We start from the raw sequence: 16631 nt of genomic DNA on the forward strand, positions 1-16631 counted from the left end.
GAGTGACAGGGCTCAAGGATTCGCGGTCGCTGCCGAGGGGAGAAATCCGGTCGTAAGCGTCCACACCACCCGGCCGGGAGCCACCGGCCACGAAGGGAGCCGCCGCACCGGCCGCACCGATCGAAACGTCCGGAGGGGAAGCCGGACCAGGGTGCGGGGGGACAGGGGAAGGGGGACGGGGGACGGGGAGGGAACAGGGTGGGGACGAGGACGGACCCGGCGCTCGGGGAAAGAGCCGGGTCCGTCCTCGGTGCCGCCCGGGCACGGCGACGCCGCGGCGCCGCGGAAGGCTCAGCTGGTGGCCACGAACACGTGCGCCGCGATCTCCTTGTCCAGCTCGGCGGCCTCGCCGCCGCTGCTCACCAGCACCCCGCCCGGCGCGGACGTGACGCTCACCACGGCGCCCGGCTGCACGCCGGCCCGCCGCAGGGTGTACATCAGCTGGGCGTCGGTCTGGATCGGCTCGCCGATCCGCCGGACCACCACGCTCCGCCCCTCCGAACCGGGCACCAGCTCGTCGAGGCTGACCACGATCTCGTCGTCGCTCTCGCCGGGGGCCTCGCCCAGCTCCTCCAGGCCGGGGATGGGGTTGCCGTAGGGCGACTCGGTCGGGTGCCGCAGCAGCTCCAGCACCCGGCGTTCCACCGCCTCGCTCATCACGTGCTCCCAGCGGCAGGCCTCGGCGTGGACCTGCTCCCACTCCAGCCCGATCACGTCCACCAGCAGGCATTCGGCGATGCGGTGCTTGCGCATCACCCGGGTCGCCAGCTTGCGCCCGCCCTCGGTCAGTTCGAGGTGCCGGTCGTCCGCGACCTCCAGCAGGCCGTCGCGCTCCATCCGGGCGACCGTCTGGCTGACCGTCGGCCCGCTCTGCTCAAGGCGCTCCGCGATCCGGGCGCGCATCGGCACCACGCCCTCTTCCTCCAGCTCGAAGATGGTGCGCAGGTACATCTCAGTCGTGTCAATAAGGTGGCCGGTCATCGCCGCGGGCTCCGTTCCTCGTCGTCCAGCGTCGTCGCACTGCAATTCTGACGCATGCCACCGACAATCCGGTCTTCCGCGCCCCCTGGCCCTGTTGACATCCGCCCCACCGAGGCAGGACCGTGCCTCGGAACGAAGAGCGCAGTCACACCGGGCACCCTGACGAAAGCGAGCACACACCCGATGAGCGATCTGGCCGGGCGATACATCAACGCGGCGATCTCCCTGCTGCAGCGGGTCCGCGACGAGGAGACCGAGGGCGTCCGGCTCGCGGCCGAGGCCCTGGCGCGGACGGTGCGCGAGGGCGGGCGGATCTTCGCCTTCGGCGCGGGGCACTCCTCGCTCGCCGCCATGGACGTCGTCTACCGGGCCGGCGGCCTGGTGCTGATGAATCTGCTGGACGTGCCCGGCGTGACCGGGGTGAACGTCGTCCCGGCGCACCTGGGCAGCTCGCTGGAGCGGGTGTCCGGACTGGCCACCGCCGCCCTGGACGCCAGCCCGGCGCGCAGCGGCGACCTGCTGTTCCTGATCTCGCTCTCCGGCCGCCAGGTGATGCCGGTCGAGCTGGCCATGCACGCCCGGGCGCGCGGGATGACCGTGGTCGGGGTGACCTCGCTGGCCTACCCGGCGGCGGTCAGCGCCCAGCACCCCTCGGGCACCTACCTCAAGGACCAGTGCGACATCGTGCTGGACAACAAGATCGCGGTCGGCGACGGCGAGCTGACCACCGAGGGCGCCGACACCACCTTCGGCCCGGCCTCGACCATCACCACGGTCGCGCTGATGCAGTCGGTGGTGGCCACCGCGGTCGGGCTGCTGGCCGAGGAGGGCCCGACCCCGCCGCTGTTCCGCTCCGGCAACGTCGACGGCGGCATGGCCTGGAACGCCAAGCTGATGGCCGACAACCGCGAGCGGGTCTTCTACACCTTCTGAGCTGCTACACCTGCTGACCGGGCGGCCGGTCCTGGCCCGCGGCGGCGCGGCGGGCCGCCGCCAGGTCGACCGCGACCGCGACCCGGGCGGCGATGTCCTCCGCGTAGGCCGTGTCGGCCCGGTCGAACCGGTGCCGGCCGGGGCCCCGCAGGAAGGTCAGCACGCCCAGGGTCCGGCCGCCGCTGCGCAGCGGCGTGCACAGGGCGTGGACGGTGTCGGCCGGCCAGCGCCGGAGCACCGCCCAGTCGGCCTGGGGCGGCACCCCGCTGTCGGAGGAGGCGACCGTGACCGTCTGCTCGACCGCCCGGACCGCCGGATGGACCTCGCTGTAGCGGACCGGCAGGCCGGTCGGCTCCAGCACCGCCTCGTGGCCGAGGCCGCCGACCGCGCCCAGCCCCCCGCCGGGCGACATCGCCGCCCGGACCAGCGGGCCGGACCCGGTGTCACCGTGGGCCCTGGGCCGGTCGAGGACGTCCAGCAGCGCCCGGTCCGCGAAGCCGGCCAGGACGAAGTCGAGGTAGCCGATCGCGGCCTCCATGGCGTCCTCGCACTCGGCCGCGGCCTGTCCGGCGCGGCGCAGCTGCGAGGCCCGGAACCGCAGCACCGTGCCCTCCTGCTCGGCCTGCTCGTGCAGGGTGACGTCCTCGAAGAACCAGGCGACCCCGAGCGGGACCGGCTCCTCCCCCAGCGGGGAGCCGAGCCGGACGAACTCGCTGCGCCAGCAGCGGCGGCGGCCGGGCTCGGCCCGCAGCGCGGCCCAGAGCTTGACGCCGGTCAACGGCTTGCCGGTGGCGAGGACGTGCTGGAGCGCGGCCTCCAGCTCCTGCACGCCGTCGCCCAGGACCTCCCCCAGCGGGTGGCCGAGCAGGGCGTTGCGCTCGCAGTCCAGCCAGCGGGCGGCGGACTCGCCGACGGCGGCCGGGCGCAGGTCCGCGTCGACCAGCACCACGCCGGTGGGCGCCTCGTCCAGCATCGCCTCCGCCAGGCCGAGCGAGCGCTCCAGCTCGACCTGGGCGCCGGCCTCGGAGAAGGCGAAGTACAGGCCGAGCGGCCCGCCGTCGGCGGCGGTGAGCGGGTGCGCCTGGGCGCGCACCAGGACCCTTCGGCCGTCCCGGGTGGTCAGCGCGAACTCGTGGATCCGGCCCGCACCGTGACCGTCGGTCAGCTGGAGGTGGACGGCTTCGGCGTCGGCCGGGCGCAGCGCCCAGCCGGCCAGCCCGTCGCGGCCCACCGCCTCCCCGGCGGTCCAGCCGAGCAACCGGGTCGCCTCCCGGTTCCAGTGGGTGACCACCCCGTCGCGGTCGAGCGCGGCGAGTCCGACCTCCATGCCGTCGAGCAGGACCGCGAGCAGACGGGCATCCGCGTCCAGAGCCAACGCCGGTGCCGCCGCCCCCTGGGCGTCCATTCCGCTGCACCTCCCTGCGGGTTGCGAACCGGGGTGTGAACCGTAGGCCATTCAACTCGCACCCTCCGACTGGTACACCCCTTTCCGCCAAAAATCCCCCGCAGGTGACGTTCGCGTGCTGACGGAGCAGCCCGCGCCCGCCGGAGCCCGGGAAATTAATCCGTTGCCCCGGCGCGGGGCACCTGCCTAGAGTGGCGCCACACTCGAAAGGAGGTGATCCGGAGTATGACTACTTCTGGGACCAGTGAGGTGGCTGCTTCCTAGCAGCCTGTAGATCGTTTCGGACTGTGTGGCAATCCACTGCAGCCACCCGACCCCCGGGCCCGCCGGCCGTCCTCCGGCGCCCGTCCATCCTGGACGGGAGCCGGCCCGGGGGTTGTCCATGTCCGGAGCCTCCATATCGGCAGGTGTGCTGTGCAGACTCCTCGGGCAGCGTCACACTTGTGCGGAACACCGCCGCACGGGACGCCACGGGTATGCCACGAGGGGGAGTCGATGGTCCGCAAGGAACCGGCCGGGAACCGCGAGCGCCAACTGTTACCGGAGCCGTTCTGGTTCTCCGACGAGGCCTCGCTGGCGGGCCAGCGCCAGGCACTCCGCTGGTACGTCGGCCAGATCACGATGCTGATGCTGGCGGCGGTCGTCGGCACCTTCGACTTCCATCTCAGGGGCCTCAACCTGGCCCCCGCGCTCTCGGTGCTGGCCTTCGTCGGCGCCTGGTACTTCTGGGACCGGCTGCGCGCGGAGAACCCCCAGGCCCGCTGGTACGAGGGCCGGGCGGCGGCCGAGTCGGTGAAGACCCTCGCCTGGAAGTACGTGGTCAGGGCGCGGCCGTTCGCCGGTCCGGCCAGGTCGGTGGACTCCGACACGGCATTCGAGGAGCAGATGGCGGAGGTCTTCCAGACCTTCCGGGGCAGCCCGGTGATCCCCGAGGGGACCAAGCCGGCCATCACCGACGAGATGCGCCGGGTCCGCGGCACCCCGCTGGGCGTCCGCCGCGACCTCTACCTGCAGGAGCGGGTCCGGGCGCAGCGGACCTGGTACCTCTCCCGGGCGGACCTGTGCGACAGCGAGAAGGCCAAGTGGCAGCTGGTGTCGGTGATGGCGATCATCCTCGGCGGTGGCTTCGCGGTGCTGCAGATCTTCAGCGTCATCCCCTGGCACACCCTGGGCATGTTCACCACCTTCGCCGCCTCGGTCACCGCCTGGACCCAGTTGAAGCAGTTCACCCCGCTGGCCTCGGCCTATCGACTGGCCGCCGGTGAACTCGACGACATCGAGGTTCAGTTGACCCGACTCGACCTCAACGCGCCTGGCGCCGAGGAGGCCTGGTCGAAGCAGTCACGGGACGCCGAGGACGCCGTCTCCCGCGAGCACACCACCTGGCGGGCCCGGAGCGACCGGCGGGTGTGACCGACCGGTGCGACCGGAGTCCGACAGACGGCCAGGGGGACGCAATGCCGCATCTGGATCCACCGCACTTCCCGGAGTCCGAGCTGCTGCCGGAGGCCTTCCGGGTGGTGGACCGGGCCTCGCTGCGGGGCCAGGACTACACCCTGTTCTGGTTCCGCTGCCAGCTCGGCCTGACGCTGCTGGCCGCCCTGTTCGGCACCTTCCCGGAGCGGGAGGTGCACGGGATCAACGTGGTCCCGCTGTTCGCCGTCTGCGCCTTCCTGGGCGCCGGGGCCTTCGCCTGGGCCCTGCACCACCGATCGCCCCAGGCCGACTGGTACCGGGGGCGGGCGGCGGCCGAGGCGGTGAAGGCCCTGGCCTGGAAGTACACGGTGCGGGCGGCGCCCTTCGAGGGGCCGCCCGCCTCGGCCGAGGCCGACCAGCGCTTCGACGAGCTGCTGGACAGCGCGCTGCGGCTGTTCCGGACCGAACCGGACCTCGGCGGCGGCTCGCCGATGACCAACTCGCAGATAACCAAGGGGATGCGCGAGGAGCGCGCGTCGACCCTGCGGGAGCGGCGCAACCTCTACGTCTCGGAGCGGGTCGACGCCCAGCGGATCTGGTACCTCTCCCGCGCGGACGAGTACGAGCACCGGTCCAACGTCTGGGCGCTGTGGACGGCGTCCTCGTTCGTGGCCGGCGCCGCGGTCGCGGTGCTGGAGGTGACGGCCGCGCCCTCGCTGCGGGCGCTCGGCCTGCTCTCGGCCGGGGTCGCCTCGGCGACGGCCTGGACCCAGCTGCTCCAGTTCCGCCCGCTGGCCTCGACCTACCGGCTGGCCGCCAAGGAACTGCTGCGGCTGGCAGCCGAGTTGCGCAACCTCGACGTCAAGGCCCCGGACGCCGAGGAGCGCTGGTCCTGGCTCGCCCGGGAGGCCGACGACGTGATCATGCACGAGCACCTGCTCTGGCGGGCCCGGAGCGCGCGCCGGATCTGACGGCGCATCCGGCCGGGACTCCGGCCGTCGGGGCTCCGGTCACCAGCGCTGGAGCTCCAGGATCCGGCTGACCCGGGCGCCGGACCTGGCCCGCCGGTAGTCGGGGTGGCCGGGGCCGAGCGCCCGGTCCAGCTGCGGCAGCAGCTCCGCGCGCAGCTGTCGGGCCTCCGCCTCCCGGCCGGACGCCTCCAGCGTGACCGTGAGGTTGGCCCCGCAGAGCAGCGCGTCCAGGAACTGTTCGCCGTAGCGGGCGGCCAGCAGCTCCCGCGCCCGCCGTGCCCCGGCCTCGGCCTGCCCGTACAGGCCCGCGTCGCCTTGGACGTTGGCCAGGTTGGCCATCGAGCAGAGCGTGACCGGGTGGTTCTCGCCGAGCACCCGGACCAGCCCGGCCAGCGTCCGCCGGCCGAGCTCCAGCGCCTCCCGCAGCCGCTCCGGGCCGCCGCCGTCGCTCAGGTAGACCATCACGTTGTCGGCGGCGCCGAGGGTGTTCGGGTGCTCCTCGCCGAGGTCCCGGAGGAACTGCCGGTGCACCTCCCGGGCCTCGGCCAGGGCCCGGTCCGGGTCGCCGGTCACCCACAGGTCGGCGGCGTAGCTCAGCCGGCACAGCCGGGTCTCCGGGTGGCCCTCGCCGTACTCGCTCCGGTACCGGTCGTAGGTGGCCCCGGTCAGCCGCAGCGCCTCCTCGCCGTGTCCGACCAGGCGCAGCGACACGGCCAGGCTCCGGGCCAGCGCCAGCGAGTCGATGTGCTGCTCGCCGACCAGCGCGTCCATCCGCTCCTTCAGCGGGCGCAGCCGGTCCACCGCGTCCACCAGGTGGCCCAGGTCCCTGGCCTCGCGCGCCTGCATGGCCTGGAGCAGCAGGGTCTCCCGGTGCTCCGGGCCGAGCCGCTGGGCCCAGCCCTGGGCGGTGGCCGCGTCGAGCGCCTGGGCCTGGACGAAGTTGCCGACCAGCCGGTGGTCGACGGCGAGGTTGCCGGCCAGCCGGAGGGTGCGGACGTCGTACTCGCCCAGCGACTGGCTCATGGTGGCGTGGGTGCGCCCGTCCAGGGCCAGGGCCTCCTGGTAGCGGCCGAGCGCCCGCAGGTCGGAGGCCAGGTTGCCGGCCGTGAACAGGGTGTGGACATGGCTCTCGCCGATCATCGCGGTCTGCCGGGCCAGGGTGTCCCGGTCCAGCGACAGCGACTCCCGGTAACGGCCCTGCATCCGCAGGGTGTTGCCGAGTTCGGTGCGCAGCCGCAGGGTGAGCCAGTCCGGACCGGCGACCCCCGCGTGCCCGGTCCAGCGCCGGTCCAGCTGCTCGGCCAGGGTCCGGGCGGAGTCGTAGTCGCCGCCGCGCCACAGGTACCTGACCCGGTCCAGCATCAGCTGCCGGACCCGCTTGTCGTAGCAGTGGTGCGCCCCGGCCGGCAGCAGGTGCGGCCAGATCTGCTCCAGCCGCCCGTGGTTGCGGTCGTCGTCGACCTCGCCCTCGATCCGGTCCCGCGCGCCGACCAGGAGCCCGTGGACCAGGTGCCGGGTCTCCTCGCGCTGCTCCTCGCCCAGGCTCTCCCGGACCACCGCCTGGACCAGCCGGTGCATCTGGACGCTGCCGTCGCCGCTGTCGATCCGCGCCAGCGAGTACCGGCCGATCTGCTCGAAGACCGTGCCGAAGCTGCTGGGGTCGACGATCCTCGGGTCGAGCTCCCCCAACTGCTGGAGCAGCAGGTCGCTCTGGAGCAGCGAGCGGGCGATCGGCTCGGTGCCGAAGTGGGCGCAGATCTCCAGCACCCGGACCGCCGCCGGGGCGGTCGCCCGCAGGGTGTTGATGGACAGGCCCCAGGTCGCCACGACCGGGTTGGGGTCCTCGGTCTCCACCGCCTGGCTGAGGATCAGCGCCAGCCGCCCCTCCAGCAGCCGCAGGTACTCCTCGACCGGGATCCCGGTGCTGGAGAGGTAGGCGGCGGCCTGCTCGACCGCCAGCGGCAGGTCGCCGAGGCGTTCGGCGATCCGCTCGGCCTGCTCCGGCGAGAGCGTGGCGACCCGTTCGCAGAGGTGCTCGATGCTCTCCGCGCGCTCGAAGACGTCGAGCGGCACGGCGTCGGCGACGGTGCCCCAGGTGTGGTTGCGGGAGGTGATCAGCACGTGGCCGCTGCCCTGCGGGAGGTAGCCGGCCAGCTCGGCCGGCTCCCTGACGTTGTCGAACACCAGCAGCCAGCGCGGGCCGGGGCGGTCCTGGCCCAGCCACTCGACCGCGGCGGCGGCGGCGAGCACGGTGCTGTCGGCCGCCGGGAACCCCGCCCCGGAGCGGTCGCCGGCGGCCGCGGCGGGCCGCTCGATCTCGCGCGCCAGCGCCGCGAGCGCCGCCAGCGAGTCCGGCACCAGCTCGGGACGGTCGGCGGCGACCCACCAGACCAGGTCGTAGTCGGAGCGGTACCGGTGGGCGTACTCCTTGGCCAGCTGGGTCTTGCCGACGCCGCCGAGGCCGTGGAGCGCGATCGGCCCGGCCGGTCGCGCCGGGTCGGCGCCGGCCCGGAGCTGGTCGTGCAGCCGCTCCAGCGCCTCGGCCCGGCCGGTGAAGGTGCCGTTGCGGGCGGGCACGTTCCAGATCCGCGGCCGTCCGCCGGGGAAGCGGGTGGCGACGGCGGGCTCCCCCGCCCCGTCCGGCGCGCGTTCCGGGTCGAGGCCGCGCAGCAGCGCCTGGACGGCGGCGGGTGCGGCCAGGCCGACCAGGTCCACCAGCCTGGCGTCGGCGCCGCCGGACGCCTGGTCGTGCCAGACCTGGTCGACCCGGACCACCAGCGGCCGGGCGGCCCCGTTCCGGCGGCTGCGGGCCACCACCCGCTGCCAGAACGCGGCGGCCCCGGCGGAGCGCTGGAAGGAGCGGGACAGCACCGCCAGCACCCGGTGCGAGCCGTCGGTGCTCCGGTCCTCGTCCGGATTCGGCGCCCAGTCCGCGGCGATCTCCCCGGTGGTCACCCGGTAGCCGCCGACCCGCAGCACCTCGGCCATCCACTCGGCCCAGCCGCGGTCCTCGCGGACGTGCCCGAGGTGCAGGGCGGAGGTCGCGGCGTAGCGGCGGAGGTACTCCTCCTTGGCGGCACGGCGCTGCGCCTCGCCGGTGCCGGGCAGGGCGGACACCTCGCCCCGGGTGATCACGTCGGTCAGCCGCTCGCAGGCCGCGAGCAGCGAGCCGCTGATCCCGGGGGCGTCGCCGAAGGCCGCCAGAATCTCCTCGTAGGCGTAGAAGGGCTGGTAGGGAAGCTGGACCGAGCCCAGGAAGTGCCCGGGGTCGGGCAGCGCGAGCGGGTCGAGCACCCGGGAGAGCCGGCGCCGGGCGGACTCCCGTCCGGTCTCGGCCTTCTTCAACTCGGCCTCGTCGACCCGCATCGGCACCGGCAGGATCCGGCCGGGCAGCGCTGCCCGACGGTCCGGCGCCGGCTGGTCCGCGGGCCGGCGGTCGGACAGCACCCGGTCGGCGAAGCGGGCGGCGCCCTCGGTGCCCTGGCCGCTGAGGGTGAAGCAGAGCACCAGGGTGTCCGGCAGTTCGGTGGCGCAGAGCAGCGCCGAGGCGCCGAGCCCGGCCCGGCTGTCGATCAGGACGTAGTCGTACCCGCTCCGCATGGACTCGCGCAGGGCGCGGAGGAACCGCGCCCCCTCGGGCCGGGCGTGGCGGCAGGGCCGCGCGGGGTCGGGCGGCCGGACGCGGCCGACGCCGCCCGCGGGCAGGAAGCCGAGGCTGCCGCCGGGCGGGAACCAGGGCCAGTCGAGCTCCAGCACGTAGCGGTCCACCGAGGCGCTGCGGGCCAGCAGTTCGTCGGTCTCCGGCGGGGCCCCGGGGCTGTCGGCCGCCTCGTCGTACTCGGCGAGCAGGTCGGCGATGCCGGTGGCGGTGTCGTGCTTCCCGGGGTCGAGGAAGGGGCGGAGGAAGCACTCCAGTCCGGGCGCCTCCAGGTCCCAGTCGACGGCCAGCACCCGTCGGCCGGCGGCGGCCAGGATCCAGGCCGTGTTGGCGAGGGCCGAGGTCCGGCCGGTGCCGCCCTTGTAGGAGGCGAAGGTGACCACCTGGCCCTTCCGGGCCGGTTCCTGACTGCCGATCATGTCGCCCTCCGCACCGCTCGGGCTCGTCCAGCTGGAAAAGCCGTACCGCTGCTCGTTCCGACGGGAAGCCTCCCGGGCATTCAAGCACAGTGCCGGGCTCCTGCCGCCTTCTGGGCAAAGCGGCCGGTCCGGGTGACACTGTTCTCGGACGACAAGGGGGAGAGATGATCCGTCAGGAACTGCTCTATTCAGTCCATTCGGCCGGGTCGGCCAAGGGCCGGCGTCGGCCCCGGCGGAGGGGCGGGGCGTGACCGTACGCATGATCACGGCGTCGGACGGCCGGACCCTCGCCGCACACAGCACCGGTGACCCGCGCGGACGGGCGGTCTTCCTGCTGCACGGGACGCCCGGCAGCCGGTTCGGGCCCGCCCCGCGCGGGTCGCTGCTCTACCGGCTGGGCATCCATCTGATCGCCTTCGACCGGCCCGGATACGGCGACTCCGACCGCCGCCCCGGGCGCCGGGTGGTGGACGCGGCCGAGGACGTGGCCCTGGTCGCCGACACCTTCCGGCTGCGGCGCTTCGCCGTGGTGGGCCGCTCCGGCGGCGCCCCGCACGCCCTGGCCTGCGCCGCCCGGCTGGGCGACCGGGTGACCAGGACTGCGGCCCTGGTCAGCCTCGCGCCCAAGGACGCACCCGGCCTCGACTGGTACACCGGCATGTCCGCCTCCAACATCCGCCAGTACACGATCGCGGAGCAGCAGCCCGAGCTGCTGGCCCCGGGGCTGCACGCCCGGAGTCGCGAAATCCGGGAGGACCCGCACCGGCTGATCGTCGCGCTGCGCCGGGAATTGACCGAATCCGACCGTCGGGTGGTCGGCGACGCCGGAATGCGGCAGCAGCTGGAGCAGACCTACCGGGAGGCGCTGCGCACCGACGCCGGCGGCTGGATCGACGACACCGTGGCGCTCAGCAGCGCCTGGGGCTTCGATCCGGCCGAGATCGACCCCGCCGTCCCGGTGCTGCTCTGGCACGGCGAGGACGACGTCTTCTCGCCGGTCCAGCACACCGTCTGGCTGTCCCGGCGGATCCCCGGGGCCCAGCTCGTGATCGAACCCTGGGCTGCGCACTTCGCCGCCTTCCCGCTGATGCCGCAGGTCCTCCAGTGGGCGGCGCGGGAGGGCTCGCCCGCCCGCTTCGAACGCACCGGCCCCGCCTACTGAGCCGGGTCGGCCCCGCCACGGGGCGGGGCCGACCGCACTAGACCGGCTGGATCTCCAGCGAACGGCCGAGCCGGCGCCACTCGCGACAGGCCCGGGTGGCCGGGTGCTCGTCGCCGAGCTGCCGGATCAGCTCCTCGATCACCCGGCCGCGCAGCTCCTGCGCCTCCGAGCGGCGGCCGGAGGCGCGCAGGGTCACCGCCAGGTTGGCCTCGCAGACCACGACGTCCGGGTGGGTCGGCCCGTACCGGGCGACCAGCCCGGCCAGCGCGGTCCGCCCCAGCTCCTCCGAGCGGACCAGGTCGCCGTCCTCGCCCACCGAGTTGGCCAGGTTGAGCAGCGAGGTCAGCGTGAACGGGTGGTCCGGGCCGACCACCCGCTCCAGGGTGCTGGTGGTGTGCTCGCCGAGCGCGACCGCCTCCTCGGCCTGGCCGCTGTCGCGCAGGTAGATGGAGACGTTCACGGCGACGGCCAGGGTGAACGGGTGCTCCGGGCCGAGCTGGGCCAGGTAGCCGTCGTAGACCTCCTGGGCGAAGTCCCGGGCCAGCTCCTTGTCGCCGGAGGCCGAGTAGTCCGCGGCCAGGTTCAGCGCGCAGGCCAGGGTGTCCGGCGCGTTCTCGCCGTAGTTGTCCAGGAACCGGGCGTAGGTCTCCTTGGTGATCTGCCTCGCCTCGCCCTCGCGTCCGGCCTTGCGGAGGGCCACTGCGAGGCTCTTGGCGTAGCGCAGCGTCGGCAGGTCCATCACCGGCACCGCCCGGTACTCCTCCTGGAACTCCTCCAGCAGCTCCACCGAGCCCCGGTAGTCGCCGAGCGCCCGCAGGTCCTCGGCCAGCGCGGCCTTGGTGGTCAGGGTGTACAGGTGGCGCGGGCCGAGCACGGCGACGCGGCGGTCCAGGGTCTCCTGGTCCAGCTGCCGGGCCGCCTCGTAGTCGCCGGTGAAGCGGTAGTCGATGGCGAGGTTGTTGACCGTGGACAGGGTCTGCGGGTCCTCGTCGCCGAACTGCTCCTTGAACTTGTCCAATATCTCCTTGTCGATGTCCAGCGCCTCGGCGAACCGGCCGAGCGCCCGGAGGTCGGCGGCCAGGCCGCGGGCGGTCATCAGGGTGTACGGGTGGTCGGCGCTGAGCAGTTCGCGCTGCTTGTCCAGGGTCGCCTGGTCCAGGGTCAGCGCCTCGGCGAAACGGCCCTGGCTGCGCAGCACGTTGGCCATGTGGAAGCGCAGCAGCAGGGTCTGCCGGTCGTCCTCGCCGAGCTTGGCCACCCAGAGCCGGTTCAGCTCGTTGCCCAACTGCTCGGCGGCGTCCAGCTCGCCGCGCTTCCACAGGTAGCGGACCCGGTCGAGCAGCAGCTGCCGGGTGTCGGCCTGGTCGCACTCCTCGGCCCGGGAGGAGGCCAGGTGCGGCCAGATCCGCTCGAAGGCCGGCCAGTTCTCCGGGTCGTCGGTGTCGCCGACGGCCGGCCTGGCCCCCACCAGGATGTCGTGCACCTCGTGCATGGTGCTGTCCTGCTGCAGGGGGTTCAGCTTGGACCGGATCACCGCCTGGACCATCCGGTGCACCTGGAAGGTGTTGCTGCCGGGGTCGACCTTGGCCAGCCCGTAGCGGCCGATCGCCTGGATCACCTTGCCCAGCATGAACTTGTCGCGCAGGTCCGGGTCGTAGCCGACCAGCACCTTGATCATCTGGTCCCGGTAGAAGAGGTCCATGGAGATCGGGTCGGCCGAGAAGTAGGCGCAGAGCTCCAGCAGCCGGGCCGCGGCCGGGGCCTGCTGGGCCAGCCGCTCGATGGAGATGTTCCAGGCGACGCCGAAGACGTGCGGGTAGTCGGCGGGCTGCTGGGCCAGCGCCAGCGCCCGGACCGCCTCCTGCTGCAGCTGGGCGACGTAGGCGTCGACCGGCGTGCCGGTGGTGTTCAGCCAGGCGGCGGCCAGGCCGACGGCCAGCGGCAGGTCGCCGACGGCCTCGGCGACCCGGTTGGCGTCCTGCCGGCTGAGCCCCTTGGCCTGCCGGCACAGGTGCTCGATGCTCTCGCTGCGGGTGAAGACGTCCACTTCCAGCGGCTCGGCGTGGTTGGACCAGGCCTGGTTCCGGGAGGTCACCAGGATGTGGCCGGAGCCGCCGGGGAAGTAACGGGCGATCTTCGCCGGGTCGTCGGCGTTGTCGAAGATCAGTAGCCAGCGGTCGATCGGGCTGCCCCGGCGCAGGGCGTCACGCGCCGCCTCGGCGGCCTCGGCGACATTGTCGCCGACCCGGAGTTCGAGCTTCTTGGCCAGCTCGCCCAGCGACAGCGCCACCCGGTCCGGCTGCTCGGCCTCGATCCACCAGACCAGGTCGTAGTCGGCCATGAACCGGTAGGCGTACTCCAGCGCCACCTGGGTCTTGCCGACGCCGCCGAGGCCGTAGAGGGCCTGCGGGGGCGGCAGCACCACGGTCGTGCCGCCGCCGAGCTGGCTGCGCAGCCGCTCCAGCGCCGCCGCACGGCCGGTGAAGGAGGTGTTACGGAACTGGACGTTCCAGATCCGCGGCCGGGTTCCCGGGAACCGGGGGCCGCTGCCCACCGGGTGCTCGACCGCGGCCAGGTCGGACCGGCCCAGCGCGCGCAGCAGCGCGGCCGCCGCCGGGGCCTCCTCCATCCGGACCAGGTCCACCGAGTTGCGGTTGCTGAACGGCGCGGTGGGCCGTACGTCGCCGACCCGGACCGGGATCAACTGCCGCCTGGTGCCGGAGGGATCCGACTTGGCCACCGACTCCCACAGGGCCTGGGCCTGCGGCGAGCGGACGTAGGAGGGCGAGAGTATGGCCACCGTCCGGTAGGAGGCGTCCATCGACCGCTCCGCCTCGGCCCGCGGGTCGGACCCGGCCGAGACGTCGCGCGGCAGCACCCGGAAGCCCGCGCCCTTGAGCACGCTCTCGATCCAGTCGGCCCACATCCGGTCCTCGGGCACGTACGAGAGGTAGAGGTCGGCCAGGACCGGCGGCCGGCGCCGGGTGAACGAGTCGACATAGCGCAGCCGGGTGTCCTGCGGGATGGCCGGCAGCGCGGTCACCCGCTCGTCGGTCAGCACCGCCGTCAGCCGCTCGAAGGCGGAGAGCATCGAGGTGGGCACCCCGGACTGGTCGCCGAAGGTCGCCAGGATCTCCTCGTAGGCGTAGAAGGGCCGGTAGGGGACCTCGACCGCGCCCCAGTAGCGGGTCAGCTCCTCGCCGCTCAGGCCCTGCGGCAACCCGTCGAAGCGGACCCGGGACAGCGCCCGGCCGGCGTCGACCTTCTCCTTCTCGCCGTCGTCGATGCGCATCGGCACCGGCAGGATCCGGATGTTCCGGTCGTGGTAGCGGTCAGCGATGTGCTGGGCTATGGAGGAGGCGCCGTCGATGCTCTGGTTGCTGAGGGTGAAGCAGACCACCAGGTCGTCCGGCATCTGCACGGTGCAGATCTCGGCGATGTCGGAGAGCCCGGTCCGGCTGTCGATCAGCACGTAGTCGTAGTTGCGGCGCATGTCGTCGCGCAGCGCGTCGAAGAACTGCCCGCCGTCCAGGTCGTCGTAGAACTTGTCCCAGTTGATGCTGGCCAGGGTGGCCGAGTAGTCGCTGTTCAGCCGGCCCGCCGAGAGGAAGTCCAGGCTGCCGCCGGGCTCGAACCACTGCCAGGCCAGCGGCACCGCGTGCGGGCGGACCCGGGCGAACTCGCGGTACCACTCCGGGCCGCGCTCCAGGCCGCGCAGCGCCTCCTCCCGGTACTCGGTGATCAGGTCGATCACGCCGCTGGTCGCCGCCTGCACCTCGGGCGCCAGGAAGGGCTCGAAGAAGCGCGCGAGACCGGGCGCCTCCAGGTCCCAGTCGACGGCCAGCACCCGGAAGCCGTTGGAGGCCAGGATCCAGGCGGTGTTGGCCAGCGCCATGGTCCGACCGGTGCCGCCCTTGTACGAGTAGAAGGTGATGATGCGTCCGTTGCGATCGTCGGGGCGGGCGGCCGACTCGGGTCCGGACCGGACTCCCTCCGCCGTCGCCGCCTCGCCGTTCACGCGTTCCGCGTCCGGTCCGTCCGTCGTCCCGTGGTCGTCCGCTGCACGGTGCTCAGTCATGGCATTCCTCCGCCGGGTCCATGGTCCTGCTGCCGGGGGTCGTCGTGGTCGATGCGCGGGTCGGGCCGCCGGACGGGTGGGTCCGGAGCGGACGAGTGGGACGGGGGGAGGTGCTCCGGGGTGTCCGGCGCGAACGGGTCGACCGCCCCGAAGTCGGTCGGCCCGTAGTCGGTCGGCCCGTAGTCGGTGGGTCCGAAGTCGGTGGCTCCGTAGTCGGTGGGGCCTGCGTCCGCCGCGCCGGTGGCCGGCAGGCCGAAGCCGGGCATCCCCGGCGGCACCGCCCGCCACTGCCCGCCGCGCGAGGGGTCGGGTCTGGCGTCCCGCAGGCTCGGACGGGACGAGGACCCGCTCTTGGCCGGGGAACGCGGCCGGCGGTGCTCCTCGTAGGCGTGCATGGCCCGCTGCGCCGCCCGGGGCAGCTCCTCCGAGAAGGAGCGCAGGGTCGGCAGCTCGGTGGTGCTGTGGAAGGAGGGCTTCAACCCCCTCCGGCTGGACCGGAAGGTGTCCGCCTGCAGTCCCCGGAGCTCGACCTCGCCGGTCGCGCGGTCCGGGTCGTTCTCGCACCAGGGCTCCATCACGCTCACCCAGGGCGGGTTCACCCGGTCGAACTCCCGGGCCAGCCGCTGCTTCTCCGGGTTCAGCAGTGCCCAGCGGTCGAACAGCAGGAGCTCCGGGGCCTTGGGCTCGACCGCCGCCAGTAACTCCTCGGCGGTGTCCTCGAAGGCGTGGATGCTCGGCTGGAAGTCCAGCTGCCGGGCCACCCTGGCGGCGTGCTCGGCCAGCGTCCGGCCCTCGTCCGGGCCCGGACGGTAGGGCTGCCAGTCGACCGGGCGGTCGCCGTAGCAGGAGCCGTCGGACCGGCCCGGGAGCGGCACCGACCGGTCCGCCGCCAGCACCGAGATCCGCAGCTCCCGGCCCTTGTCCTGGGTCTCGAAGGCGCTCGGCAGGCTCGGGTAGTCCTGCTGCTCGGTGTCGATCGGGATCATCGCCTGCTTGGCGACCTCGACTATCCGCTTGGCGATCCCGTACAGGGCCATCTCGTAGGCCTCGTGCAGGTAGCCGAACTTGAGCAGCGCGAACAGGCCCTCGTCGGCGTAGCCCCGGCCCAGACCCGGGTGCTTGTACTGGAGCCGGCTGGCGACCTCGGGCAGGCTGTCGACGTCCTGCGGGATCCACAGCACCGGCACCACCCCGCTGGTCAGGTTGGCGTCCGCCTTGCGCAGGTACACCGGCCTGCGTTCGAAGGCGTACCACTCCTGGCCGCAGTTGACGCTGCGGAAGTAGCGCGGGGAGTACAGCGGGACGAAGACCCGGCAGCGCGCCAGCGCGTCCGAGAGCACATCCGGCCAGGGCTCGCCGGGACGCATCTGCCGGTCCATGAAGCCGATCTCCGGCGTGCTCGGCAGGTCGCCGAAGTGCACGATCAGCCGGCGCAGATCATTGAAGAACTTGTCCACCCAGATGTCCGGGTCGGGCTCGCCGGCCGCACCGTACACCGGCGTGTGCGCATAGCTGAGGAAGAAGTACGGCCGGTCCTCGTCCCGTCCAGCCCGCTCGGCCACCCGCGCCTCCCCCGATCCGCCGGCACAGCCGCCATGCGTCATGTAC

The 16631-nt window shown here is 73.4% G+C and carries 9 protein-coding genes; 4 read left to right on the forward strand and 5 right to left on the reverse strand.

Annotation, left to right across the window (positions count from 1 at the left end; translation table 11 throughout):
• Positions 1-291 precede the first annotated feature (291 nt).
• Positions 292-981, reverse strand: coding sequence for a metal-dependent transcriptional regulator (locus BS75_RS17880; protein WP_034088950.1), 690 nt, complete (start codon positions 979-981; stop codon positions 292-294).
• Positions 982-1164: 183 nt separating this feature from the next.
• On the opposite strand from BS75_RS17880, the gene BS75_RS17885 reads away from it, so the two are divergent.
• Positions 1165-1914 (forward strand): sugar isomerase domain-containing protein, encoded by a 750-nt coding sequence (locus BS75_RS17885; RefSeq protein WP_034088951.1) that lies wholly within the window; start codon positions 1165-1167, stop codon positions 1912-1914.
• A 4-nt stretch (positions 1915-1918) separates the two neighbouring features.
• On the opposite strand, the gene BS75_RS17890 is transcribed toward BS75_RS17885, so the two are convergent.
• Positions 1919-3319 (reverse strand): PAS domain-containing protein, encoded by a 1401-nt coding sequence (locus tag BS75_RS17890; RefSeq protein WP_042438171.1) that lies wholly within the window; start codon positions 3317-3319, stop codon positions 1919-1921.
• Between the two features lie 495 nt (positions 3320-3814).
• Here BS75_RS17890 and BS75_RS17895 point away from each other — a divergent pair, with 495 nt between their 5' ends.
• Together BS75_RS17895 and BS75_RS17900 are read left to right on the forward strand one after the other, a co-directional pair.
• Entirely contained in the window at positions 3815-4732 is a 918-nt protein-coding gene (locus BS75_RS17895) for a DUF4231 domain-containing protein (protein ID WP_034088952.1), read from the forward strand.
• 44 nt (positions 4733-4776) lie between these two features.
• Positions 4777-5706: a DUF4231 domain-containing protein gene (locus BS75_RS17900; RefSeq protein WP_034088953.1), complete on the forward strand. Its 930-nt coding sequence runs from the start codon at positions 4777-4779 to the stop codon at positions 5704-5706.
• A gap of 39 nt (positions 5707-5745) precedes the next feature.
• On the opposite strand, the gene fxsT (BS75_RS17905) is transcribed toward BS75_RS17900, so the two are convergent.
• Positions 5746-9783, reverse strand: a complete 4038-nt coding sequence (gene fxsT, locus BS75_RS17905) for an FxSxx-COOH system tetratricopeptide repeat protein (protein ID WP_034088954.1) — start codon at positions 9781-9783, stop codon at positions 5746-5748.
• A gap of 259 nt (positions 9784-10042) precedes the next feature.
• Here fxsT (BS75_RS17905) and BS75_RS17910 point away from each other — a divergent pair, with 259 nt between their 5' ends.
• On the forward strand, positions 10043-10945 hold the full coding sequence (locus BS75_RS17910) for an alpha/beta fold hydrolase (RefSeq protein WP_034088955.1): 903 nt from the start codon (positions 10043-10045) through the stop codon (positions 10943-10945).
• 37 nt (positions 10946-10982) lie between these two features.
• Here the strand turns inward: BS75_RS17910 and fxsT (BS75_RS17915) are convergent, their stop codons facing one another.
• On the reverse strand, positions 10983-15023 hold the full coding sequence (gene fxsT, locus BS75_RS17915) for an FxSxx-COOH system tetratricopeptide repeat protein (RefSeq protein ID WP_081982412.1): 4041 nt from the start codon (positions 15021-15023) through the stop codon (positions 10983-10985).
• Positions 15020-16585, reverse strand: a complete 1566-nt coding sequence (locus BS75_RS17920) for a TIR-like protein FxsC (RefSeq protein ID WP_052069514.1) — start codon at positions 16583-16585, stop codon at positions 15020-15022. Before BS75_RS17920 ends, fxsT (BS75_RS17915) begins: the two co-directional genes overlap by 4 nt.
• Between the last annotated feature and the right edge of the window lie 46 nt (positions 16586-16631).

It is taken from the genome of Streptacidiphilus albus JL83, from assembly GCF_000744705.1.
GTDB classification, from domain to species: domain Bacteria; phylum Actinomycetota; class Actinomycetes; order Streptomycetales; family Streptomycetaceae; genus Streptacidiphilus; species Streptacidiphilus albus.

Coding starts and splice junctions, on each gene's coding strand:
- BS75_RS17900 (WP_034088953.1), top strand. CDS start 4,777: ATGCCGCATCTGGATCCACCGCACTTCCCGGAGTCCGAGCTGCTGCCG.
- fxsT (WP_081982412.1), bottom strand. CDS start 15,023: ATGACTGAGCACCGTGCAGCGGACGACCACGGGACGACGGACGGACCG.
- BS75_RS17910 (WP_034088955.1), top strand. CDS start 10,043: ATGATCACGGCGTCGGACGGCCGGACCCTCGCCGCACACAGCACCGGT.
- BS75_RS17880 (WP_034088950.1), bottom strand. CDS start 981: ATGACCGGCCACCTTATTGACACGACTGAGATGTACCTGCGCACCATC.
- BS75_RS17895 (WP_034088952.1), top strand. CDS start 3,815: ATGGTCCGCAAGGAACCGGCCGGGAACCGCGAGCGCCAACTGTTACCG.
- BS75_RS17890 (WP_042438171.1), bottom strand. CDS start 3,319: ATGGACGCCCAGGGGGCGGCGGCACCGGCGTTGGCTCTGGACGCGGAT.
- BS75_RS17885 (WP_034088951.1), top strand. CDS start 1,165: ATGAGCGATCTGGCCGGGCGATACATCAACGCGGCGATCTCCCTGCTG.
- fxsT (WP_034088954.1), bottom strand. CDS start 9,783: ATGATCGGCAGTCAGGAACCGGCCCGGAAGGGCCAGGTGGTCACCTTC.